General features: G+C 61.6%; 22 protein-coding genes. 6 read left to right on the top strand and 16 right to left on the bottom strand.

Annotated elements, in window-relative coordinates; translation table 11 throughout:
* Position 1: 1 nt before the first annotated feature.
* The 5 genes from ACXHXG_RS13680 to ACXHXG_RS13660 are packed head-to-tail and all read left to right on the top strand — an operon-like array spanning position 2 to position 4,304.
* Positions 2–868 (top strand): branched-chain amino acid ABC transporter permease, encoded by an 867-nt coding sequence (locus tag ACXHXG_RS13680; RefSeq protein WP_457899603.1) that lies wholly within the window; start codon positions 2–4, stop codon positions 866–868.
* Entirely contained in the window at positions 865–1,902 is a 1,038-nt protein-coding gene (locus ACXHXG_RS13675; protein WP_457899602.1) for a branched-chain amino acid ABC transporter permease, read from the top strand. Before ACXHXG_RS13680 ends, ACXHXG_RS13675 begins: the two co-directional genes overlap by 4 nt.
* On the top strand, positions 1,899–2,603 hold the full coding sequence (locus ACXHXG_RS13670; protein WP_283053112.1) for an ABC transporter ATP-binding protein: 705 nt from the start codon (positions 1,899–1,901) through the stop codon (positions 2,601–2,603). The genes ACXHXG_RS13675 and ACXHXG_RS13670 overlap by 4 nt, the downstream gene beginning before the upstream one ends.
* Before the next feature lies 1 nt (position 2,604).
* Entirely contained in the window at positions 2,605–3,321 is a 717-nt protein-coding gene (locus ACXHXG_RS13665) for an ABC transporter ATP-binding protein (RefSeq protein WP_283053114.1), read from the top strand.
* Positions 3,322–3,359: 38 nt separating this feature from the next.
* Positions 3,360–4,304 (top strand): AraC-like ligand-binding domain-containing protein, encoded by a 945-nt coding sequence (locus ACXHXG_RS13660; protein ID WP_457899601.1) that lies wholly within the window; start codon positions 3,360–3,362, stop codon positions 4,302–4,304.
* 41 nt (positions 4,305–4,345) lie between these two features.
* On the opposite strand, the gene ACXHXG_RS13655 is transcribed toward ACXHXG_RS13660, so the two are convergent.
* The 13 genes from ACXHXG_RS13655 to ACXHXG_RS13595 all read right to left on the bottom strand — a co-directional run bounded on the left by ACXHXG_RS13655 (position 4,346) and on the right by ACXHXG_RS13595 (position 17,233).
* Positions 4,346–4,735, bottom strand: coding sequence for a nuclear transport factor 2 family protein (locus tag ACXHXG_RS13655; protein ID WP_104826032.1), 390 nt, complete (start codon positions 4,733–4,735; stop codon positions 4,346–4,348).
* 7 nt (positions 4,736–4,742) lie between these two features.
* On the bottom strand, positions 4,743–5,522 hold the full coding sequence (locus ACXHXG_RS13650; RefSeq protein ID WP_104826033.1) for a MoaF C-terminal domain-containing protein: 780 nt from the start codon (positions 5,520–5,522) through the stop codon (positions 4,743–4,745).
* A 16-nt stretch (positions 5,523–5,538) separates the two neighbouring features.
* Entirely contained in the window at positions 5,539–6,327 is a 789-nt protein-coding gene (locus tag ACXHXG_RS13645; RefSeq protein WP_285169672.1) for an SDR family NAD(P)-dependent oxidoreductase, read from the bottom strand.
* A gap of 168 nt (positions 6,328–6,495) precedes the next feature.
* On the bottom strand, positions 6,496–7,302 hold the full coding sequence (gene hpaI / locus ACXHXG_RS13640) for a 4-hydroxy-2-oxoheptanedioate aldolase (protein ID WP_457899600.1): 807 nt from the start codon (positions 7,300–7,302) through the stop codon (positions 6,496–6,498).
* A gap of 11 nt (positions 7,303–7,313) precedes the next feature.
* Complete coding sequence (gene hpaH, locus ACXHXG_RS13635) at positions 7,314–8,117, bottom strand: 2-oxo-hept-4-ene-1,7-dioate hydratase (protein WP_457899599.1); 804 nt, start codon at positions 8,115–8,117, stop codon at positions 7,314–7,316.
* On the bottom strand, positions 8,117–8,947 hold the full coding sequence (locus ACXHXG_RS13630) for a fumarylacetoacetate hydrolase family protein (protein WP_457900003.1): 831 nt from the start codon (positions 8,945–8,947) through the stop codon (positions 8,117–8,119). Before ACXHXG_RS13630 ends, hpaH begins: the two co-directional genes overlap by 1 nt.
* 54 nt (positions 8,948–9,001) lie before the next feature.
* A complete protein-coding gene (locus tag ACXHXG_RS13625) occupies positions 9,002–10,408 on the bottom strand; it encodes a pyridoxal phosphate-dependent decarboxylase family protein (RefSeq protein WP_457899598.1) in 1,407 nt (468 codons plus the stop codon).
* Positions 10,409–10,560: 152 nt separating this feature from the next.
* Positions 10,561–12,012 carry an NADP-dependent succinate-semialdehyde dehydrogenase gene (gabD, locus tag ACXHXG_RS13620; RefSeq protein ID WP_457899597.1) on the bottom strand — a complete coding sequence of 484 codons (1,452 nt, stop codon included), beginning with the start codon at positions 12,010–12,012 and terminating at the stop codon, positions 10,561–10,563.
* A gap of 67 nt (positions 12,013–12,079) precedes the next feature.
* Complete coding sequence (gene hpaD / locus ACXHXG_RS13615; RefSeq protein WP_457899596.1) at positions 12,080–13,060, bottom strand: 3,4-dihydroxyphenylacetate 2,3-dioxygenase; 981 nt, start codon at positions 13,058–13,060, stop codon at positions 12,080–12,082.
* A 30-nt stretch (positions 13,061–13,090) separates the two neighbouring features.
* Positions 13,091–14,608, bottom strand: coding sequence for a 5-carboxymethyl-2-hydroxymuconate semialdehyde dehydrogenase (gene hpaE / locus ACXHXG_RS13610; RefSeq protein WP_457899595.1), 1,518 nt, complete (start codon positions 14,606–14,608; stop codon positions 13,091–13,093).
* A 40-nt stretch (positions 14,609–14,648) separates the two neighbouring features.
* Positions 14,649–15,035, bottom strand: coding sequence for a 5-carboxymethyl-2-hydroxymuconate Delta-isomerase (locus tag ACXHXG_RS13605; protein WP_104826042.1), 387 nt, complete (start codon positions 15,033–15,035; stop codon positions 14,649–14,651).
* A 113-nt stretch (positions 15,036–15,148) separates the two neighbouring features.
* Positions 15,149–15,661 (bottom strand): flavin reductase, encoded by a 513-nt coding sequence (locus ACXHXG_RS13600; RefSeq protein ID WP_457899594.1) that lies wholly within the window; start codon positions 15,659–15,661, stop codon positions 15,149–15,151.
* A 9-nt stretch (positions 15,662–15,670) separates the two neighbouring features.
* Positions 15,671–17,233: a 4-hydroxyphenylacetate 3-hydroxylase N-terminal domain-containing protein gene (locus ACXHXG_RS13595; protein ID WP_457899593.1), complete on the bottom strand. Its 1,563-nt coding sequence runs from the start codon at positions 17,231–17,233 to the stop codon at positions 15,671–15,673.
* 95 nt (positions 17,234–17,328) lie between these two features.
* Here ACXHXG_RS13595 and ACXHXG_RS13590 point away from each other — a divergent pair, with 95 nt between their 5' ends.
* Complete coding sequence (locus ACXHXG_RS13590) at positions 17,329–18,249, top strand: helix-turn-helix domain-containing protein (RefSeq protein WP_457899592.1); 921 nt, start codon at positions 17,329–17,331, stop codon at positions 18,247–18,249.
* A gap of 12 nt (positions 18,250–18,261) precedes the next feature.
* Here ACXHXG_RS13590 and ACXHXG_RS13585 read toward each other — a convergent pair whose 3' ends face one another.
* The 3 genes from ACXHXG_RS13585 to ACXHXG_RS13575 are packed head-to-tail and all read right to left on the bottom strand — an operon-like array spanning position 18,262 to position 21,922.
* Complete coding sequence (locus ACXHXG_RS13585; protein ID WP_457899591.1) at positions 18,262–19,272, bottom strand: phosphotransferase enzyme family protein; 1,011 nt, start codon at positions 19,270–19,272, stop codon at positions 18,262–18,264.
* Positions 19,273–19,280: 8 nt separating this feature from the next.
* Complete coding sequence (locus ACXHXG_RS13580; RefSeq protein ID WP_457899590.1) at positions 19,281–20,564, bottom strand: aspartate aminotransferase family protein; 1,284 nt, start codon at positions 20,562–20,564, stop codon at positions 19,281–19,283.
* A 2-nt stretch (positions 20,565–20,566) separates the two neighbouring features.
* Positions 20,567–21,922: an aspartate aminotransferase family protein gene (locus ACXHXG_RS13575; RefSeq protein ID WP_457899589.1), complete on the bottom strand. Its 1,356-nt coding sequence runs from the start codon at positions 21,920–21,922 to the stop codon at positions 20,567–20,569.
* Positions 21,923–21,932: the final 10 nt, after the last annotated feature.

Raw genomic sequence — 21,932 nt, 5'->3', positions numbered from 1 at the left:
CATGAACCTTCTACCCTTCGTCATTTCCGGACTGGGCATTGGCGCCGTCTATGCGCTGTCCGGCGTCGGACTTGTCGTCCTGTTTCGGGCGACCGGCGTACTCAACTTCGCATTCGGTGCCATCGGCGCTATCGGTGCGCATTGCGCCTGGCAATTGCTGGAGTGGAAGATGCCGCTCGCCGTCGCCATCCTCACCGCCGTTGCCGTCTCGACGGCGATCAGCTTTCTCTATGGCCGGATATTCGCGCCCATGCTGTCGCATCGCGATATCGTCGTGCGCGCCGTCGGCACCTTGGCGCCTGCGCTGATCCTGATCGCGATTATGGGCGTCATCTGGGGCGAGTTGCCGCGTCGCCTGCAGTTTCCGACCGACCAGATGTTCGTGTCGCTTTTCGCTGTGCGCCTCACCTTCACGCGCATCATCGCCATCATCCTCGCCGTCGTCATGGTCGTTGCCATTACGCTGCTTTTGACCCGCACGCGCCTGGGCCTCGATATGCGCGCGCTTGCCAATGATCGCGATCTCAGCGCCGTCCTCGGCGTGCGCATCCTCTACACGGAGACCGCTGCCTGGATCATGACCGGCATCTTCTCGGGCTTTGCCGGCCTGTTGCTGGCCGATCTCGTCCGGCTGCAGGGAACCTTTCTGACTTTGCTGGTCATACCCGCAATCGCGGCTGCGATCCTCGGCCAGTTGCAGTCGCTGTGGCAAACGGCCGTTGCTGGCATTCTGATCGGCATCGCCGAAGCCGTGCTGACGCCGATCGCCTGGATATCGCCCTATCGCGCAGCGGCACCGTTTGTCATCGCGCTTATCGCAGTCACCATCCTGGGAGGCACCGCGAAAGTCGCGTTGAAGGATCGATGAGCATTCAGCAGCAAACAATTGACCCAACCGCCGAAGGCATATCGATGGTGCGCCTGCCCAAGCAGCTTCTTCATGTGCCCGTGACGATGTTGGCCCTTTCGATCCTCGTCGCCTGCCTTGCCAATTCCTTCTGGCTGTCCGCCGCAACCTCTGCCATCGCACTCTCGCTCTCGGTTGCCGGGCTCGCTATTCTTTATGGTCAGCTTGGTCTTGTCTCCCTTTGCCAATTCGCGCTTGTCGGTGTCGGCGGCTGGGTGACGCTTCGCGTCGGGCACGCTTTTCATCCGCCCTTCGAAGTCAGCCTGCTTGCGGGCGGTGTCGTCGCTTCGGTGGTGGGACTGGCATTCGGTGTGCCGGCACTGCGCCTGCGTGGCCTCTATCTCGCGCTCGTGACGCTGATGCTGGCCGGCGCCTTCCAGATCGTCATCAGTGCCTGGGGCTTCCCCGATGGCGGCCTCGGTTTCCTGGGCCGGGCGGATGGTTCTGGCCGCGCGATGCTGGCAAGGCCGGCAATCGCCGATGGAGAAGTCTCCTATTTCCTCTATGTCTGTGCGGTAGCGGCAATCGGCCTTTTGATCGCGCAGTGGCATAAGCTCGCCCGTCCCGGCCGCGCTTGGGCGCTTATCCGCAAGGGCGAGACGGTTGCTGTTGCAAGCGGCGTCAATGTGCTGATCTACAAGGCCTGGGCATTCGCATTGAGCGGCTTTCTCGCCGGCCTTGCTGGCGGTTTGCTGGCGGGCAATGTCGGTCAGCTCGACGGGCGCGCCTTCGGCGCCTTCGAAAGCCTCAATCTCTTCGCCCTTGCCATCGTCGGCGGTGTCTTCAATTGGTACGGCGCCGTCATTGCGGGCCTGCTGCTGCGTGCCGTGCCAGCGTTGCTCACCGATCTCGGCATTGACGGTTATGTCACGATCGGGATCTTCGGCGTCGCCTTGTTCCATGCCCTCGCGACCGCGCCGACGGGCGTTGCCGGTCAGATATCGGCTCTTATTGCCCGGCTGAATGCCGCTCTTTCCCGGGGGAGGGCACGATGATCAAGATCGACAATCTCATCGTCCAATTCGGTGGTATCAGGCCGATCAATGAACTCAGCGCCATGCTGACGGCGCCTGTCGCCGGCCTCATCGGCCCGAATGGTGCGGGCAAGACGACGTTGCTCAACGTACTCTCCGGGTTCGTGAAACCCATCCACGGCACAGTCTCGCTTGGCGAGCGGGCGTTGCTGCCGCTGACGCCACTGCAGCGGGTGCGTGCCGGCTTGCGCCGTTCATTCCAGACGGAGCAGGTGGTTGAGGATCTGACAGTTGCCGGTAACATCGCCGCAATCGCCGATCATGTCGTTAGCACCGGGTATCATGCCCGTGCGATCGACCAGGCTCTTACCTTTGTCGGCCTAACGGATGTTGCCGATCGGCTCGGCCAATCCCTCAATCTTTTCCAGCGCCGCCTCGTCGAGCTGGCAAAATGCGTGGTCGGCGAGCCGAAACTCATTCTGCTCGATGAACCGGCCGCGGGTCTGACAGAAGAGGAAGGCAAGGCCTTTCGCGAAATGGTGCTGCGCATTCCGGCGGAGTTCCGGGCGCAGGTGCTGATCATCGACCATGACGTCGATCTCATCCGGTCCATGTGCGGCGAAACCATGGTGCTCGATTACGGCAAGCTCCTGGCGCTCGGCCCAACGCAGACCGTGCTGGCCGATCCGAATGTCCGGCGCGCCTATCTGGGGGAGTTCTGACATGGACATCACATCCGAAGTCAGCGTCGAAAATCTCGTCGTCGAGCGCGGCGGCAAGCGCGTCATTCATGACGTTTCCTTTTCGGTCGCGGCCGGGAAGATCACGACGTTGCTTGGCGCCAACGGGTCCGGCAAGTCGAGCACGGTCATGGCCATGGCGGGCGTCCTGCCGCGTGGCGGTTCCGTGCGCCTGGGCATCACAGCGTTCGAAGGGTTTTCGCCCGACCGCATTCGCCGGGCTGGTCTTGCGCTCGTGCCGGAAGGGCATCGCGTACTCGGGCAGCTTTCCGTGGAGGACAATATTCTCGTGGCGGCGCTTGAGGGATCGGCTGCTGCGCGGCGGGAAGGTCTGGCGCATGCCTATGAAATCTTTCCGGAACTTTCGGAGCGGCGGCGCCAGTCGGCGTCGGATCTTTCCGGCGGTCAGAAGCAGATGGTGGCTATGGCGCAGGCCTTCATTGCCAAACCCCGTTTCATGATCGTCGACGAACTATCGCTCGGCCTGGCACCGGCCGTCGTCAAGCGGCTTGCCGAGGCGCTGAAAATCGCCGCCCGCCGCGGCATCGGCGTCCTGCTGATCGAGCAGTTTGCCAATCTCGCGCTCGATCTGGCCGATCAGGCTCTTGTTTTGGAGCGCGGGCGCCTCGTCTTTTCCGGCACCGCCGCGACGCTCAAGGCCCAGCCGGACATTCTGCATGGCGCTTATCTGGCAAGCTGAAGCGACGAAAATATCTCGCCTTTTTGGGGACAGCAATCATGGCCGCAGCACTTCATCGGCATGTCGACAGCGCCAGCGGTCGAGCGTTTGCGGGGCTGGCACGCAATCTCTTCGGCAATGTCCGGCTCGATTTCGGCACCGCAGATGAAGAAAAGAGCCGGCTGATCTCGGCCATGTTGGGCACTTGCCGGCTGACACGGCTGGAGGCGGATCGGCATGTCGTGTTCGGCGATTGTGTGATGGCGGCACCTGATAATCCTGACGCGATCAAGCTGATCGTGCAGACGGAAGGCAGCGCCTCGCTCGCACAGGGCGGATTGCATGCCCCGGTCTCGCGGAATGCGCTTGTCATCTACGACCCCAGCCACCCCTATATGCTGACGAACAGCACGCCGGTTCGCCAATTGCTGTTGCAATTGCCGCGCCACGCGCTGCCCCATGCGGCCGTGGAACGATTGGCACAGCCTTTCACTGTCCATGCCGAGCAAGACGGCATGTGCCGAATTTTGCTCTCGCTCATGGACTCGACCTTCCATGAGATCGATCATCTTGACGAGGCTCGGCGTTCGAGTGTCGGCCAGACCATGATCGAGCTCGTGCGCACCATGATTGGCGCCGATCAGCAACAGGCTAGGCCGGTTGCCAATCCGCTGGGTGTGCTGCTGCAGCGGATCAAGGATTTCATCGATATCAATCTCGAATGGCCGGATCTGACGGTAACGATGATCGCGCGCCGCATGGGCTGCTCGGTACGTTACGTCTACCGTGCATTCGAGGTCGAGTGCCTGACTCCTTCGGATTACATCTGGGATCTGCGCGTGCAGAAAGCTGCGGCACAGTTGCAGGACGCCGACGGCTATGCGGGAGAAATATCCGAGATTGCCTTTGCTCTCGGCTTTTCCTCCAGCGCGCATTTTTCGCGCGCGTTCCGCCATCGCTACGGTGTTTCGCCGTCACAATGGCGCAAGGCCAGGATGTCCTAGACGGATAAGGTGGCCCGGCCAAAGCCGAGCCACCTTGTTCCTCATCGCATGGATTCGGCCACTCTCAGCGTATCCGTGAACTGCTCGAAACGCCGGATCTTGCCTCCCACCACGCCCCAGACATGCACGACACGGGCTTTGAAGGCCTTTCCGGTCTGCTTGTTCGTGCCGCTATAACCTCCGACGGCAACGACCTCGTCACCGGCGTCGAGAAGACGTTCGAGCGTGAAGGTGTATCCGTCGAAGGTCTGCCCGAGCGCCTGAAAGACGTTCTTGAAGATTTCCTGTGGGCCGACATAGGTGCCGGCGCAGGGAAAGCCATCCATCTCCGTCCAGCGGCAATCGGAGGCGATGTCGGCGAGCATGCCATCCACGTCGCGGCGGTCGTTGGCGTCGTAATGCGCCTTTACGATATCGAATGCTTTGCGCATGGCGTCCTCACACAGGTTCTTGGCCGGGCAGGTAATAGGTCATCGACGCCTTGCGAATGAAGGCGCCGGCCGGGCTGTTCTGGATGCGGCCGTCGCCGGTAATGCCAAGGAATTTGCCTGTCGAACGCATATCATTGAAATTATAGAAGAAAGTGGATGCGACCGCGATCTTGAATTCGCGGAAAGTGAAGATGTAGAGGTTGTCGTCGAACTTATAGGTCGTGGTGAGATCAACGTCGCCGTGGCCGCGCTGCACGCCGACGAGGCATTGCCAAGCATAGCGCTGAGACGAGAGATAGGTGTGCTCGTAGACGTGGTTGGGACTGTAGGTGAAATGTGCCCTCAGCCCGATCAGATCGCGGCTCTCATGCGGCACCGGCCCGCTCGCCGCACCGCCCTCGATGACACCGGGTCGGAAGATCTGCGCGACCTGCGGCTCGCCGACAGAATCCTGGAGATCGCGAACGATGGAGTAGATGGAAAGCGCGCGGCGCGTTTCAGTGTTGAGGATCAGCGTCTCGGCCTCCTTGGGGCGACCGGCAAAGATGATCTCGACGAAATAGGTCTTCGGCGCGACTTCGATCACCTCAGATAGATCGGTGCCACCGTCCTTGCCATCGGACCATTTGACTTCACTCTTGGCGAAGGCAAGCTCAAGCGTGCGACCATCGTCGAACGAGATCCTGTGAGAAGAGCCGGTCAGAGCTTCCGTTGCAGGCAGCCGGTTCGTATCGATGCCATAGGCGAATTCGTCGTAGGTTTTCCAGTCCTTGGGATTCTGGTTCATCAGTGTCTCCTCCCTGTTATTCTGCAAATGCCAAGGTCGGTAGATCGACCGTGCCGGCGCCGCCGTCGACGGTTAGGACCGCCCCATTGATCATCGATGCTTCGCCCGAAGCCAGGAAGCAGACGGCATTGGCGACATCCTCGGCGGTCGCCGGCCGGCCAAGCGGTACGTCCTTGGTGACGAGCGCGTAGGCCTCCTCGATGCTGCTCAGCTTGTATTTCTCGACGATGAATTCCATCTGCTCGTCGGCCATGGCTGTCGTGACCCAGCCGGGGCAGACGCTGTTGGTGCGCACGCCCTTGCGGCCATAGTCGCGGGCCAGAGATTTCGCGAGGCCGATGCAGCCATGCTTCATGGTGACGTAGCCCGCCGCATCCGGCCCGGCGAAGAGCCCGGCGATCGAGGCGAGAACGACGATGTTGCCCCGGCTCCTGATGAGATGCGGCAGGGATTCACGGGCGCTGACGAAGGCGGTGTTGAGATTGAGGCGGACGGCGAGGTCCCATGTTTCGTCCGACATGCTGACCGTCGGCCCAACGCCGTGACCGCCGGCATTGGCAATGAGGATATCGAGGCCTCCGAAGGTTTCCACGACCTTTTCGACAGCCGCTTTCATGGCGGCGCTATCGGCCGCATCAGCCACGACGACGGCAGCGCCGATCTCTTCGGCAACGGCGCGAAGCGGTTCAGGACGGCGACCTACGAGCGCGACGTTGCCGCCTTCCTGCCGGATGCGGCGCGCGACCGCCGCGCCGATGCCCGTGCCGCCGCCGGTGATCAAGGCGGTCTTGTTCTTGAAACGCATGTTTCCTCCTCCTGGCTTTCCGGCTCATGATGACCGATGTGTCCGGAGGCGTCGCGTCCAGCTCTGCAGTCTGTTTTGACTGAGCGTGCACAATGCAGCCCGCGCGGGGAATTCCCACGATTGGAAGCAGCCAAACGTGCAATGTCCGGGGAGGTTGGCTTCGGGAAATCAGTAGACTTTTGCATCCGCCGGAGGCTTGGCGGCATCCGCCTTCTTGAAGTCGTCGAGGAGCTTGGTGGTTGCGTTGGCAAGCAGGGTGACGTCGTTGCCGATCGCGACGAAGGTCGCGCCAAGTTTGAGATAGCGTTTCGCAAGCGAGAGGTCGCCGATCAGGATGCCGGCCGCCTTGCCATGCGACTGGATCTTCGCAAGCGCCTTTTCGACTTCTGCCTGCACTTCAGGTGCGCCCGGCTTGCCGAGATAGCCCATATCAGCGGCGAGATCGGCGGGGCCGATGAAGATTCCATCGACGCCCTCGGTCGAGGCGATGTCATCGAGCGCGGCAAGCCCGGCGCGGTTTTCCACCTGCAGGAGCAGACAGATCTCGTCATTCGCCGTCGGCAGATAGTCCGGAATACGGTTAAAGGCGGAAGCGCGGGCAAGGGCAGCACCGACACCGCGCACGCCATGCGGCGGATATCGCACTGCCCTGACCATGGCTTCGGCCATCTCCTTGCTGTCGACCATCGGGATCAGCAGGGTCTGAGCGCCGATATCGAGCATCTGCTTGATGATCCAGGTCTCGCCGATCGGCGGGCGGATCACCGCATGGCTGGCAGTGCCCTTCATCGCCTGCAATTGCGAGACGAGAAGCGGCACATCATTCGGCGCATGCTCGGCGTCGAGCAGCAGCCAGTCGTATCCGGCGCCGGCGCAGATCTCGACGGTGTAGGCATTGGCAAGCGCCTGCCAGAGGCCGATCTGCGCCCGCCCTTCCTTCAGGGCCTGTTTGAAAAGATTCTTGGGCGCCGGCATGCTTCACTCCTTCACGCAAAGAACAGGCTGACCGAGCCGTAGGGACCGAAATCGGCATTGATCGTGTCGCCGTGCCGCGCCTCGATCGGGCGAATGAAAGAGCCGGCAAGCACGATCTGGCCGGCTTCGATGCCATCGCCATATTGCGACAGTCGATTGGCAAGCCAGGCGATGCCGCGTGCGGGCTGGTTGAGCACGCCGGCGCCAAGGCCGGTTTCCTCGACCTCGGCATTGCGGCTGACGATCGCGCCCATCCAGCGCATGTCGATCTGGTCCGGCCGCACGGCGCGACCACCGGTGACGATGCCGGCATTGGCGGCGTTGTCGGAGATGGTGTCGACGATGGTGCGCGCCTTCTTCGTCTCCGGATCGACCCGGAGGATACGGGTATCCAGGATTTCGAGGGCAGGCGTCACGTAGTCGGTAGCGTTGAGCACATCGAAGATCGAGATATCAGGCCCCTTGAGCGGCGCCTTCATCACGAAGGCGATCTCGGCCTCGATGCGCGGCTGGATGAAGCGATCGGCCGGTACGGTCGCACCATCCTCGAAGACCATATCGTCGAAGAGCACGCCGGAATCGGGAATATTGATGTTGAGGGCATATTGCATCGCCTTCGACGTCAGCCCGATCTTCCAGCCGATCGGCTTGCGGCCGCTCGCAATCTTCTTTTGCACCCAGGCGCTTTGGACGGCATAGGAATCGTCCATGGTCATTTGCGGGTGCTTGAGCGAGAGGAGACCGGTCTGGACGCGGGTTCGCTCGGCTTGATCGAGGCTTTCGGCGGCTGCCTGGATTTCGTCATGGGACAGCATCAGAGCACCTCGTCGGCGATCGTGTTCTTCAGGATACCGAGGCCGTCGGCTTCGACTTCGACGACATCGCCGGGTTTCAGCCAGATCGGCGGATCGAAGCGGGCGCCGGCGCCGGTCGGCGTGCCCGTGACGATGACGTCGCCGGGGACGAGCGTGGTGAAGGTAGAGATGTAGTTGATGATCTTGCGGAAGGAGAAGATCATCCGGCTCGTGTGGTCGCTCTGGCGCACTTCGCCATTGACGCGGGTCTTAAGCTCGATGTCTTCAAGCTGTGCTGCATCGGTGAAGGGGATCAGCCAAGGCCCGATCGCGCCGGTGCGATCGAAGTTCTTGCCCTGGGTGACGTTGAATTTCGCATGGCGCACCCAGTCGCGGATCGTGCCTTCATTGCAGAGCGACAAAGCCGCGATATGGGGGAAGGCGTCGGCTTCGGCGATCCGGCGACCACCCTTGCCGATGACGATGACGATCTCGCCTTCATAGTCTAGCTGCGGGCTTTCCGGCGGTCGGATCAAGGGCTGATCGTGCCCGGTGAACGACCGCGGAAAGCGGATGAAGAGGGAAGGGTTGGAAGGGGCCGCCTGCCCATCCTTGTATTCCTCGTTGCGATCGGGGAAGTTGACCCCGACGCAAATGATCTTTTCCGGCGACGGAATGGGAATTTCGAAGCGGATGTCGTCCAGCGCGAAATCCGGCTTCAGCGCTTTGGCTTCCTCGGCGAGTTGAGCGAGGCGACCGGCCTCGATAACTTCGCGGAGCGTCGGCCATGTCGCGCCATGGCGAGCAGAGAGGTCGACGACACCATCGGTCTTGACGAGGCCATATTTCAGGGTGCCGTGGTGAGAAAAGCTGGCGAGGCGGGGCCGTTCGGTCAAAATGGTCTCCTATGTCAAACTGCGGGCAATCTCGGTGATCACCGTGAAGGCCATGTCGGCGTCATCGCGGGTCATCTCGAACTGGCCTGCCTGGAAGCGAATAGCGATACGCCCGTCGACGCGTGTTTGCGTGAGATAGATGCGGCCATCGTCGTTGATGGCGTTGACCAGCGCAATATTGTGCCGGTCGACGTCCTCACCGCCTTTGTGGCGGAAGGAGAAGAGCGAGAGCACCGGTTCGCTAACGAGTTCGAAATCCGGTTCGGCGGCAAGTCGTTTTGCCAGTTCTTCCGACCAGGCCACATGGTTGCGGATCATCGTGCGCAGCCCTTCAAGCCCGTGATAGCGCATGAGAAACCAGAGTTTCAGCGCGCGAAAACGACGGCCGAGCGGCACGGACCATTCGGAGTAGTCGATGATGCCGTCATGGCCATGCGTCTTCAAATATTCCGGCTGAATGGCGAGCGTGCGTACCTGGTCTTCCGGACTGCGGATGAACTGTACCGAGCAATCGAAATTGGCACCGAGCCATTTGTGAGGGTTGAAGACGATGGAGTCCGCAGCCTCGACACCATCCCAAAGCCTGCGGAACTCCGGGCAAATCATCGCGGAGCCGGCCCAGGCGGCATCGACATGCAGGTAGAGCCCGTGCGCCTTCACGACTTCAGCAACGGCGCGGATCGGGTCGCAGGCGCCGATCGAGGTACCGCCCGTGCAGGCGATGACGCCGGCCGGAATATGGCCGGCGGCAAGGTCGGCCTTGATCGCGGCATCGAGCGCTTCAGGGTCCATGCCATTGAGCGGACCCTTGGTGGGAATGCGCACGAGATTCGCCTCGCCGATGCCCGCTATCCAGATCGCCCGGTCAATGGAGGTGTGCACCTGTTTGGAGGCATAGACGCGTACGGCCTTGTGCGCTGAAAGCCCGTCGCTGTTGCCCTTCCAGCCGAGAGCTTTTTCGCGCATCACCAGCACGGCTGCGAGCGTCGCAGTTGAGGCGGAATCCTGGATGACACCGGCAAAACCATCCGGAAGTCCCATAGCTTGTCGCAGCCAGTCGACCACGCGAGTTTCAAGCTCCGTCGCCGCCGGCGATGTCTGCCACAGCATGCACTGCGCGGCGATGGAGGTGACGAGATAGTCTGCGATCACCGAGACTGGTGCGGCATTTGCCGGGAAATAGGCGAAGAAGCGAGGATGCTGCCAGTGCGTCAGACCATCCGGAATGATGCGCTCGAAATCGGCAAAGATCGCCTCCATGGCCTCGCCCGCTTCCGGTGCCGCATCAGCGATTTGCCGGGCGATGTCGCCAGGCTTCGTCTGCGCCCGTACCGGCCGCTCGCGCAGGCCCGCGCGATAATCGGTGCCCCAGTCGGCGACTTTTCGAGACCAATGACGGAATTCTTCGCTGTCCATATATCATTCCCTATTTGGTACTGCGTTGTCTCGGCGCTGTGCCATCCCCTGCGCAATGTTCCACGGCGAGCAGCCGGCTCTTTCAATTGCTGCAGCCTCGCCGTGAGACTAAAGCTGGGATGGGTCATGCTTATCTCGGGCCTTCCTTGGCCTCAGCCGACGCCGCCGAGGCAGACATATTTGATTTCGGTGAACTCCTCGATGCCGTAGCGCGATCCCTCCCGGCCGAGGCCGGAGAGTTTGACGCCGCCGAAGGGGGCTTCGGCCGTCGAGATCAGGCCGGTATTGACGCCGACCATGCCGTATTCGAGCGCTTCTGCGACGCGGAAGACGCGGGCGAGGTCCTTGGCATAAAAATAGGAGGCAAGACCGAATTCGGTGTCATTGGCCTGGGCAATGACATCGGCCTCATCCTTGAAGCGGAAGAGCGGAGCCACCGGTCCGAAGGTCTCTTCCTTGGCGACAGCCATCGCCGGCGTGACATTGGTAAGCACCGTCGCCTCATAGAAGCGTCCGCCGAGCGGATGGCGATGACCGCCGGCAACGACGCGGCCGCCCTTGGAAAGCGCATCGGCAACATGCTCCTCGACCTTGGCAAGGGCTGCTTCGTCGATCAGCGGGCCGAGATTGATGCCTTCGTCGAAACCATTGCCGGTCTTCAGTGCGCCGACCGCCTTGGAGAGTTTTTCGGCAAAGGCATCATAGACACCGTCCTGCACATAGAGGCGGTTGGCGCAGACGCAGGTCTGGCCGTTGTTGCGGAACTTGGCGATCAACGCGCCTTCGACGGCCGCATCGAGATCGGCATCGTCAAAGACGATGAAGGGCGCATTGCCGCCGAGCTCCAGGCCGAGTTTCTTGATAGTCGGCGCGCTCTGCTTGTAGAGCTCGGCGCCGACTTCGGTCGAGCCGGTGAAGGTGAGCTTGCGCACGATGGGGCTTGCGGTCATCTCGCCGCCGATGGCGCGGGCCGAGCCGGTCAATACACTGAACAAGCCCTTGGGCAGGCCGGCGCGTTCGGCAAGGACCGCAATCGCGATCGCCGAAAATGGCGTCTGCGAGGCCGGCTTCAACACCATGGCGCAGCCGGCGGCAAAGGCAGGACCGGCCTTGCGGGTGATCATCGCATTCGGGAAGTTCCAGGGAGTGATCGCCGCAACGACGCCGATCGGCTGCTTCATCACCAGAATGCGCTTGTCCTTCTGGTGGCCGGGAATGATGTCGCCATAGACGCGACGGGCTTCTTCGGCAAACCATTCGATGAAGCTGGCGCCATAGGCGATCTCGCCCTTGGCCTCGGGCAGCGGCTTGCCCTGTTCGGCCGTCAGGATGCGGCCGAGATCATCCTGGTTTTCCATCATCAGCTCGAACCAGCGCTTGAGGATGCCGGAGCGTTCCTTGGCGGTGCGGGCGGCCCATTCCTTCTGGGCAGCTTCGGCCGCGGCAATCGCCTTTTTGGTCTCGGCAGCCCCCAGATTGGGAACGTGGCCGATGATCTCACCGGTCGCCGGATTGTCGACCTTGATTGCGTTGTCACCTGCCTCGATCCAGTCGCCACCGACCAATGCGGCCTGCCGGAACAATGTTGCGTCTTTTAAATGCATGACGGCCTCCTCGCATCGCGAAGGTTGATGAGGAACGGACGTTTTCGCCCGCTCTCAAAGGTAACGCTTAGGGCGCGATAATCGGCTGGGCCTTCAAGTCAGGCTCGGCTACTTTAGCACCGGCGAACAGACTGCCATGTTCGAACCAGGATTTGGGAGCGGGTGCGCCCCACAGCGTCTGGCGCTGCGGGTCCTTGAGGTCCCACTTGATCGGTTCCAGATCGGGATCGACGGTCTGATAGTCCGAGCAATAGATCTCGATGCGATGGCCGTCCGGATCGAGGATGTAGAGGAAGAAGGCGTTGGAGATGCCGTGACGTCCCGGACCGCGCTCGATATTGGCAACCCAGCCGGTGGTCGCCATCAGGTCGAGAAGGTCGATGATGTTGAGCGGCGTCGGCACCCAGAAGGCGGTGTGGTGCAGGCGCGGGCCACGGCCGTTGGTGAAAGCGATATCATGGACGCCGCCCTTGCGATGCGTCCATGCGGCCCAGAGGCGGCCGGTTTCCTCGTCCTCGGTATATTCGGTCACACGGAAGCCGAGTTCGTTATAGAAGGCGACGCTCTCATCGACATTGGTCGAAAAGCAGTTGAAGTGGTCGATGCGCAGCGGCTTCACGCCCTTGTAGAGGGCATATTTCTGATGGATCGGCGGCAGGCGATCCATCTTCGAATAGAATTCGAGCGGGATGCCGTGGGGGTCGCGGGTGCGGAAGGTCCGCGCCTGGTAGGGACGCTCGACCCATTCGACCGGCAGGTCCTTGCCCTTGAAGAAATGCGCCGCCTTGTCGAGGTCCTCGTCGCCGAAGACCTTGAAGCCGAGATCGCGGGCTTCAGCCTTGTCGGATTTCTTGAGCACGATGCAGTGGTGGCCGCGTTCCTCCATTGCCCGCAGGTAAATCGTGTCGGAGGTCTCGTCCGTCACCTGCAGGCCGAGCGTGTCGACATAGAAGGCACGGGACTTGGCAAGATCGGTGACACCGAATTCGACATGGCTGAGGCGCACGATGTTGAAGGGCGGATAGAGATTGGGTTTCGGCAGGGGCATTTGTTCCTCCTCTTTATGCGTATTGGCGGCTCAGCCGCCGAGTTTCTGGATGGCGTGCGGCTTGGTGGCGAAGGCGATGTTCTTGGTTTCCATGTAGAAATCGAAAGACCAGTCGCCGCCGTCGCGGCCGATGCCGGAGCTCTTGACCCCACCGAAGGGGGTTGGCAGGTGGCGCACATTTTCCGAATTCACCCAGATCATGCCGGCTTCGAGATGGTCGGTGAAACGGAAGGCGCGAGTGACGTCCGACGTCCAGAGATAGCCGGTCAGGCCATATTGGACGTCGTTGGCAAGGGCGAGCGCATCGGACTCATCCTTGAAGGGGATGGCAGTCAGCACCGGCCCGAAGATCTCTTCCTGGGCGATACGCATCTGGTTGTTGGCACCGGTGAACAGGGTGGGGGAGACATAGCAACCGCCGCCCGGGCCGTTGAGTTTCTCGCCGCCGGCCGCAAGTGTTGCACCTTCGGATCTGCCGATCTGGATATATTCCAGCACCTTCTGTTCATGCACGGGATGAATGAGCGGGCCTACCACCGTTTCCGGATCGAGCGGATGGCCGACCTTGATGCGCTTGGCCTTCTCGGCGACGATCGCAGTGAACTTGTCGTAGACGCTGTCTTCGACCAGCAGGCGCGAGGAGGAGGTGCAGCGCTCGCCGTTCAGCGAATAGATCATGAAGACGGCGGCATCGGCTGCGCGCTCCAGGTCGGCATCGGCGAAGACGATGACCGGGTTCTTGCCCCCAAGCTCGAAATGCACGCGCTTCAGCGTGTCGGCGCCCTGCTTCATGATCATCGAGCCGGTGCGGCTTTCGCCGACGAAGCCGATCGCCTTGATCAGCGGATGCTCCGTCAGTGCGCGACCGGCATCCTCGCCGAAGCCGTTGACGAGATTCCAGACACCCTTCGGCAGGCCGGCTTCCTCAGCGATTTCCACCAGCAAGCGGGCAGTCAGCGGCGAGAATTCGGCCGGCTTATGGACGATGGTGCAGCCGGCGGCGAGCGCCGGCGCGATCTTCCAGGTTGACAGCATAAAAGGTGTATTCCAGGGCGTGATGATGCCGACCGGGCCGATCGGCGTCCTAGTCGTCAGGTTGACCTGACTATCGGTACGCAGTGACTTGCCATCCCGGGCTTCTGGTGCGCGGTCGGCGAAAAAGCGGAAGTTCTCCGCCCCGCGCAAGGCGGCCTTGGCCATGAATTTCAGGGACTGCCCGGTATCCATGCATTCGACGAAGGCGATCTCCTCGGCGCGGGCGACGATCGCGTCGGCAATCTTGCGCAGGAGCTTCTTGCGCGCATCGCCCGGCAGGGCAGCCCATTCGGCGAAGGCAGATCTCGCGGCCTTTGCGGCGCGGTCGATATCGGCGGCCTTGCCGCGGGCAACGGTGGCGAGCGGCTTCAAATCGACAGGCGAGATGGTCTCGAAGGTGGAACCATCATCACCCGGCACATCCTCGCCATTGATGCGGTTGAGTACGCCGCGATCCTTGAACCGGGCGAGAAAGCTTTCGGCCTTCGCGATGTTTTCCTGCAGTTTGGACATCGTCTATTCCTTTGGTGTTACGTCGTCCCGCGAAGGGGTGTCACTTGCCGCGTAGCCGCGGATGGATGGCGTTCTTCTTCCAGCTCAGCTCCGCGTCGATCTCGCGGATTTCCAGTGAGAGGGCGAAATGCGGCGTCTCGAAGAGAGGGGCGAGAACGTCGATTGCCGCGGCAAAGATCGCTTCGCCGGCCCGCTTCTTTTCGTCATCTGTGCGGCCTTTCCCGATGCGGAAGTTCAGATCGACGAAGGCGTTCTCGGGCAGCTTGTCGGCAATTGCGTAGTGATCGGCGCGAAAGGCGCGCACCCGCACGGCACCAACCTCGAAGAGGCCGGTTTCCAGAACCGTCTTCAACAGCAGCTCGCAGAGCGCACCAATGTCGGCGCGCCCCTCCAGATTGGCCGAATATTCTATGGCGAGATGTGGCATGGGTCCTCCCTGTCGCCGTCTCATAATTAACATGTTAAATATATGGGCGGCTGTCAAGCGGCTTTCGACGATTACGATTGCGGGAGTGGATGACGCATAGACTTCGGCGGCTCTTAGCCCCCGAAGCTGCCGGCCTGCGTCGGTACGTGTACGTAGTTACGATCGAAGTAGAGCAAGGCGTGACCATCCTTGCGCGAGCGAATGTCCACCACTTCGCCAATGAAGATATTATGCGTGCCGATGAGGCGCGACTCGACCAGCCGGCAGTCGAAGGAGACGATCGCGTCGGCGAGCGCCTGGTTGCCGGAGCGCAGGTCCGTCCACTCGGCGGCCGCATAGCGAGCTTCCATGTCGGATTGCTGGCCCGCAAAATAGCCGGCGAGTTCCCTGTGCTCGCCGGTCAGCACGTTGACGCAGAAACGACGGTTCTCAACGAAGAGCCCGCTCTGCGCCGAGCGGCTGTTCATGCAGATCAGAAGCGTCGGCGGTTCATCCGTGACGCTGCACATGGCGGTGGCGGTGAAACCACCGCGCCCGGCGGGTCCGTTGGTGGTGATGACGTTGACCGGGGCGCAGACCCTGGCCATCGCATTGCGGAACTCGATTTTCGAGACTTGCTCCTCCATGGCCGTGCCTCATTCAGCCGCGTTGCGGGTGAGGATTGTTCTGTCGATCGGCGGCAACCACGTATCGCCGGTCCAGCCGTTTTCGTCGTAGTCGCTCATGCAGCGATCGACGAGCGCTTCCATCTCCTTGAGACGCCCGCCGCGCTCCGCGCCCTTCAGCACCTGCAGCCGGACCTCCTCCGGCGCGCCGGCGTAGTTGAGTTCGTAAAGAGCGTGGCGTCCACCGAATTCGGTGCCGGTCGCGTCCCAAAGCAGTTTCATGATCTTGATGCGTTCGATATGGCCGATGTCGTTCGAGCCGCGGACATATTGCGCGAGATAGCGGTCGATCTCCGGATTGCCGAAGTCCTTGGCCGAGGAGGGAAGATAGATCAGACCAGAGGCGACAACCTTGCGCACGGTTTCGATGACTCTGGGGTAGGCCTCCGACATGAAGGTGCGGTAGGAAAGCGCGGCCTCCATGTTCGGCAGCACCGCGCCGTTCGCCCAGGACTGCGGATTGTAGGCCATGGCATTGGAGAAGGACCAGAACATGTGGCGAAGCGCGATGACTTCGCCGAGCGCGGCCTGATTGCCACGGAAGGCATCGCCGCCGGTGGCGCGCAATGCCTTGGCGAGCAGGCCGGCCAGGAAGTCGAGCTTGACGGCAAAGCGCGTGCAACCCTGGAAGCAGTAGCCGTGCATGAAGCCGGAGGCCGGATGGAACGACAGGATCTTGGCGGCATCGCGAAGGACAAGCACGTCCTCCCAGGGCACGAACACATTGTCGAGCACCAGGATCGCATCGTTTTCGTCGAAGCGCGAGGATAAGGGATAGTCGAAAGGCTGACCGACGGTGTTGGCGGTTTGTTCGTAGGAGACGCGGCAGAACATCTTTATGCCAGGCGCATTCATCGGCACGATGAACATCACCGACAATGAAGGGTCTTCCGTCACCGTCGCCGAGCTTTGGGCGAGAAAATTATAGTGGGTGAGCGCCGAGGAGGTTGCCACCACCTTGGCACCGGAAACGTATATGCCGGCATCGGTTTCCTTGGTGATGTGGACGAAGACATCTTTGACGGCATCGGCGGGCTTGTGGCGATCGATCGGCGGATTGACGATCGCGTGGTTCATGAAAAGAACGGATTCCTGCGCGCGCTTGTGCCAGGAAAGCGCATTGTCCTTGAATGGTCCGTACCAGTCGGCATTGGCACCGAGCGTGTTCATGAGGGCGGCCTTATAGTCGGCGGTGCGGCCCATCCAGCCATAGGACATGCGCGCCCAGTCGGCGATGGCGCCCTGCTGGGCGACGAGCTCGGCAGAGGATTTCGCGACCCGGAAATATTTGTGGGTGTAGCCGCCCGAGCCGGTATCGGTCGGTGAGGTCAGACGCTCCTTCGTCTTTTCGTCATGCAGGGCGTCGTACATCCGCGCGATGGAGCGAGCGGAATTGCGCATCGACGGATGAGCGGTGACATCGGCAATTCGCTCGCCGTTGATATAGACCTCACGCCCGTCGCGCAGGCTGGCGAGATATTCGGCGCCGGTAAATGGACGGGTGCTGTCCCCGCGGTGGTCTTCAGCTCGCATGTCGCGTTCCTCCCCTGAAATGTTGATAAAAGCTAGATCGGGAGAGCCGGCGGGACCATGGACAAAGAGGGCAATTCGCTTGTACTTTTTGCGGCATGGTTGCGAGAAATGATATTCCATCCTTCTTCGTCTACGGCGAGCCCGCCCGTGAACTCGACGTCGGTTTCCTCCACGTCGAGACGGTTATGGACCGAAAAAGCGAGCATTTCGGCCATGTCGCTCCACATCAACACCCACTGATGGGACAAATAACCTATTGGTTCGAGGGTGGAGGCACCTACCGGATCGAGGACGAGACTTGGAATTTTTCGGCTCCGGCCATCAGTTTTGTGCCGAGCCGTGTGGTGCACGGCTTCGATGTCGGCGAACAGTCGGACGCTATTGTCGTCTCGGTCTCCGACGATCTTCTGCGAGCCATGGCTCCCCAGGTGGATCTCAGCCTCGACGTGCCGATGCTGCTCAAGGGGGAGAGCGCCGATCCCACATGGACAAGGATGGGTTTGCTTCTCACGATGATTGCTGATGAATACCGCGCCGGTGCAAGTGCCAGCGAGAAGGTGCTTGTCAGTTTAGTGTCGGTCGTGCTGTCGCTGATGGCACGCCTCGGCGGAGCAGGCGGCCTCGATACGGCGTCACCGACCGTGGCATTGGGAATGGCACTGCGCCGGGCTATTGACCAGCACTACAAGAAGGATTGGCCGGTCGGGCGCTATGTCGATCTGCTGGCGACGACGCCACATTTGCTCGACAAGGCGGCGCGTGAAGTCTTTGGGCATACCGTCAAGGAAACGCTGCTTGATCGAAGACTGCTTGAGGCCAAGCGGTTGTTGAAGTTTACCATCCGTCCGGTCGAGGATATCGGCCGCGAGGTCGGGTTCGAGGATCCCGCTTATTTCTCCCGTTTCTTCCGAAAACGCACCGGCGAAGCGCCGGCCGCCTGGCGCCGGCGACATCTGCAGCCGGAGACCGGCCTGTCGGTGGACCTCAGGGTCGCAGCCCTTCAGCCCGTTACCTGATGATCGAGCCTGTCACCGCTGGGAGAGCCCCTCGGCAAGCTCCAGGGACTCCGCAACATAGCGCGCCAGACGCTCCTTCGCTTCCGATGCGGTCACGCGGCTGCTGGCCCAGCCAATATAGGTAAGGCTGCGTAGCAGCAGAAAGAGGGGAAGGGTTTCGAGCGCCGCATCCGACAGCGGCCGTCGCCTGCGATATCCCTCGATAAGCGATGCGCTGATCAGCTCGAAATCCGGCTCCCGCCGATTTCTGAGGAGTGCCGTGGCGATATCGAACATGCGCCAGCCGTAGCCGGCATCATCGAAATCGATCAGCTCGACATGATCGGGACCCACAAGAACATTTTCGCGGACGAGATCCGCATGGATAAGCCCATAATCGAGCCCGGATCGTGCCGCCGATCTCAGGCTGTCGACGAGTAGCGGCCGGAGTGTGGCAAGCCGATTTGCCGCCTCTGGCGCCAGCCCGGGACAATCCCAGAAACGCCCCCAGAGGGGGCTTTCCCCGAGTAAACCGTCGAAATCCCATGCAGGCCGCACAAACGACGGCGGTGGTGTCCAGCGGTCGGAGATATTGTGAAGCTCAGCCATTGCCTCGCCGAGATGGCCGAAGATCGCTTCAAGGCGCAGACGCGAGTGGTGAAGCGGCGTGCCGGAACGGCCCAGCTCTTCGCCATCCATCCAGCTTACGATATCGGCCTGCTGGGTGAAAAAGTACGGCGTAGCGGCCAGGGTCACCAGATTGCGCCCGTCAATGGTCGGGATCGGGGCTGGCACGCGTAGTCCGCCAGCCTTCAAAGCCGCCATCCATTGCAGTTCGGAGGCGAGAGCGCGGTCGTCATGATAACCGGGACGATGCAGCCGCAAGACCGCGGGCGTGCCATCGGCCATCCGGATTCTGAATACCGCATTCTCGCGGAATTTCAGCAGTTCCGGCGTTTGGTCCGCCAGTCCCCAATGGACGAGCGCTTCCTTGGCTCTTGCACAGAGATCATCCGCAGGCGCGGCAAAGTCGTGTTCGGCCATGGGGCAGCTCACAGGCCTGCCAGCACGTCATCGAAGATCGACAACATGAAGTCGGCATTGTCCTTCGAAAACGGCATGGGCGGGCGGATCTTGGTAGCGCATTGGTGAATGCCGATTTTGCCCATCAGCACACCGCGTTCACGCATGGCGTTGACGATCCGAGTCGCCTCAGCGACGGCCGGCTCCTTCGTCTGCCTGTCCAGCACGAATTCGGTGCCCATGAAGAGACCGCTGCCGCGCACGTCGCCGATGATCGAATGCTTCTGCGCGAGCTGCTTGAAGGCACCACGCGTATATTCGCCGACATTGCGGGCATTCTCGATGAGGTTCTCGTCCTCGATGACATCAAGCACTGCCATGGCCGCCGCACAGGAGACCGGGTTGCCGCCGAAGGTGTTGAAGTAGCGGAACGCCTTTCGGAAGGCATTTATCGTATCGACATTGGCAATGACGCCGCCGACCGGATGGCCGTTGGCCATCGGCTTGCCGAGCGTCACGATGTCGGGAACGATGCCGGCGTGCTGATGGCCCCACATATGCGAGCCGGTGCGGCCGAAACCGGGCTGCACCTCGTCGGTCATGACGAGACCGCCGGCCTTGCGCACGGCTGAGACCGTCTTGTCCAGAAAGCCTGGCGGCAGATCCGGAAAACCTTCATTGGCGAAGAACGGATCGATGATGATGGCCGAAAAGCCGTGTGGGCTGTCCTGAAGCGAGGCGATCGCCTTCTCGACCTCGGCCGCGAAGGCCGTCGCGAAGGCATCGCCGCCTTCGCCGCCGAGGGGGCGATAGCTGTCCGGCGCCGGCACATGTCGGACATGACCTCCGAAGCCGCCGACCGGCGGCATGCGGGTCGATAGCTGCGACACGGCAGTCGTGTTGCCGTGATAAGTATGGTTCGTGGCGATGACGCCCGTCTTGCCGGTTACGGCCTGTGCCATGCGCAGCGCCACATCGTTCGCTTCGCTGCCCGTGCAGGTCAGGATCGCAGCATTCAGGCTCTTGTCGAAGGTGGCGGTCAGCCGCTCGACATAATCGAGAATGCCTTCATGCAGGTAGCGCGTATGCGTGTTCAGCATCGAGGCCTGCCGCGTGATCGCCTCGACTACGTGGGGATGGCAATGGCCGACATGCGGCACATTGTTGTAGCAATCGAGATACTTGCGGCCATCGGCGTCCCAAAGCCAGACGCCTTCCCCGCGCACCAGATGCACAGGGTCGTCGTAGAAGAGCGACATGTTCCGGCCTAAAAGCCGTTCGCGACGCGCGATCAGGGCTGCATTGTCGGACATGATCAGCCCCTCGCCGCGGCAAGACCTGCGTCGAGCGCGGTCAGGATGGTCTGAACATTCTCGGCCGTCACGATGAGCGGCGGCGACATGATGACGTTGGCGCCCGATGTGCGGATCAAGACGCCAGCGTCATAGGTTGCGTCCTGAACCTTCTGGATGACGTCTTTGGCGGCACTGCTCTTCTTCTTCCGGTCGCTGACGAGCTCGAGGGCGCACATCAGGCCCTTGCCGCGCACGTCGCCCACTAGCTCATGCTTGTCCTGCAGCCTCTTTAGCCCGGCCAGCAGCTCTTCGCCACGTGCCGCGGCATTGGCGGCGACGTTGAGGCGCCTGGTTTCCTTCAATGTGGCAAGGGCTGCGGCGGCACCGACCGGGTGGCCGGAATAGGTGTAGCCGTGGCCGATGCTGCCGACCGGGCTCTTATTGCTTTCGAAGACCTGTACCACCTTGTCCGCGATCATCACGGCGCCGAAGGGGAAATAGCCGTTGGTGATGGCCTTTGCCGTCGACATCAGATCCGGCTGCACGCCCCAGAGACGCGATCCGGTCCAGGCGCCTGTGCGGCCGAAAGCGGTGATGACTTCGTCGGCGATCAGCAGGATGCCGTGTCGATCGCAGATCTCGCGCATCAGCGGCAGGAAAGTCTCGTGCGGAACGATGACGCCGCCGGCGCCAAGCACCGGTTCAACGACCAGCGCCGCGATGGTATCGGCGCCCTGGAAGGCGATTTCATCCTCGAAGAGCCTGCCGATCGCAGCCGCAATCTCCGCACCGTCGGTGGTGTTGAACGGGTTGCGATAGGTAAAGGGAGCGGGCAGGTGAATGACGCCTGGAAGCAGCGGCTCGTAATTGCGGCGGAAATTCTGGTTGCCGTTGACGGAGGCACCACCGAAATGCGTGCCGTGATAACCCTTCTTCAGCGCAACGAACTTGGTGCGCTCCGGCTCGCCGTTGATCTTGTGGTACTGGCGCGCCAGCCGCAGGCAGGTCTCGACCGAATCCGAGCCGCCCGAGGTGAAGAAGGAGCGGCTCAACCCATCCGGCTTGAACCATTCGGCGAACTCGTAGGAGAGTTCGATCAGCGGCGAGTTCGTCGTGCCGCGGAAGGTCGAATAATAGGGCAGCTCGTCAAGCTGGTCGCGGATTGCCTTTTTCACCGGCTCGCAGGAATAGCCGAGATTGACGTTCCAGAGGCCGCCGACTGCGTCCAGCACCTTCCTGCCCTGAATATCGACGATTTCGACGCCTTCGCCGGCATTGATGATGCGCGGCGGGTTGGCCTGCATTTCCGCAGGGTGGGCCATCGGATGCCAGAGGTGGCGGGCGTTGTTTTCGATGATGAAATTGGTTTCACGCATGTCGATTCCT

Source organism: Rhizobium sp. LEGMi-198b (assembly GCF_054114205.1).
Note: the sequence above shows the minus strand (reverse complement) of the source record. Positions and strands in the feature narration are given on the sequence as shown.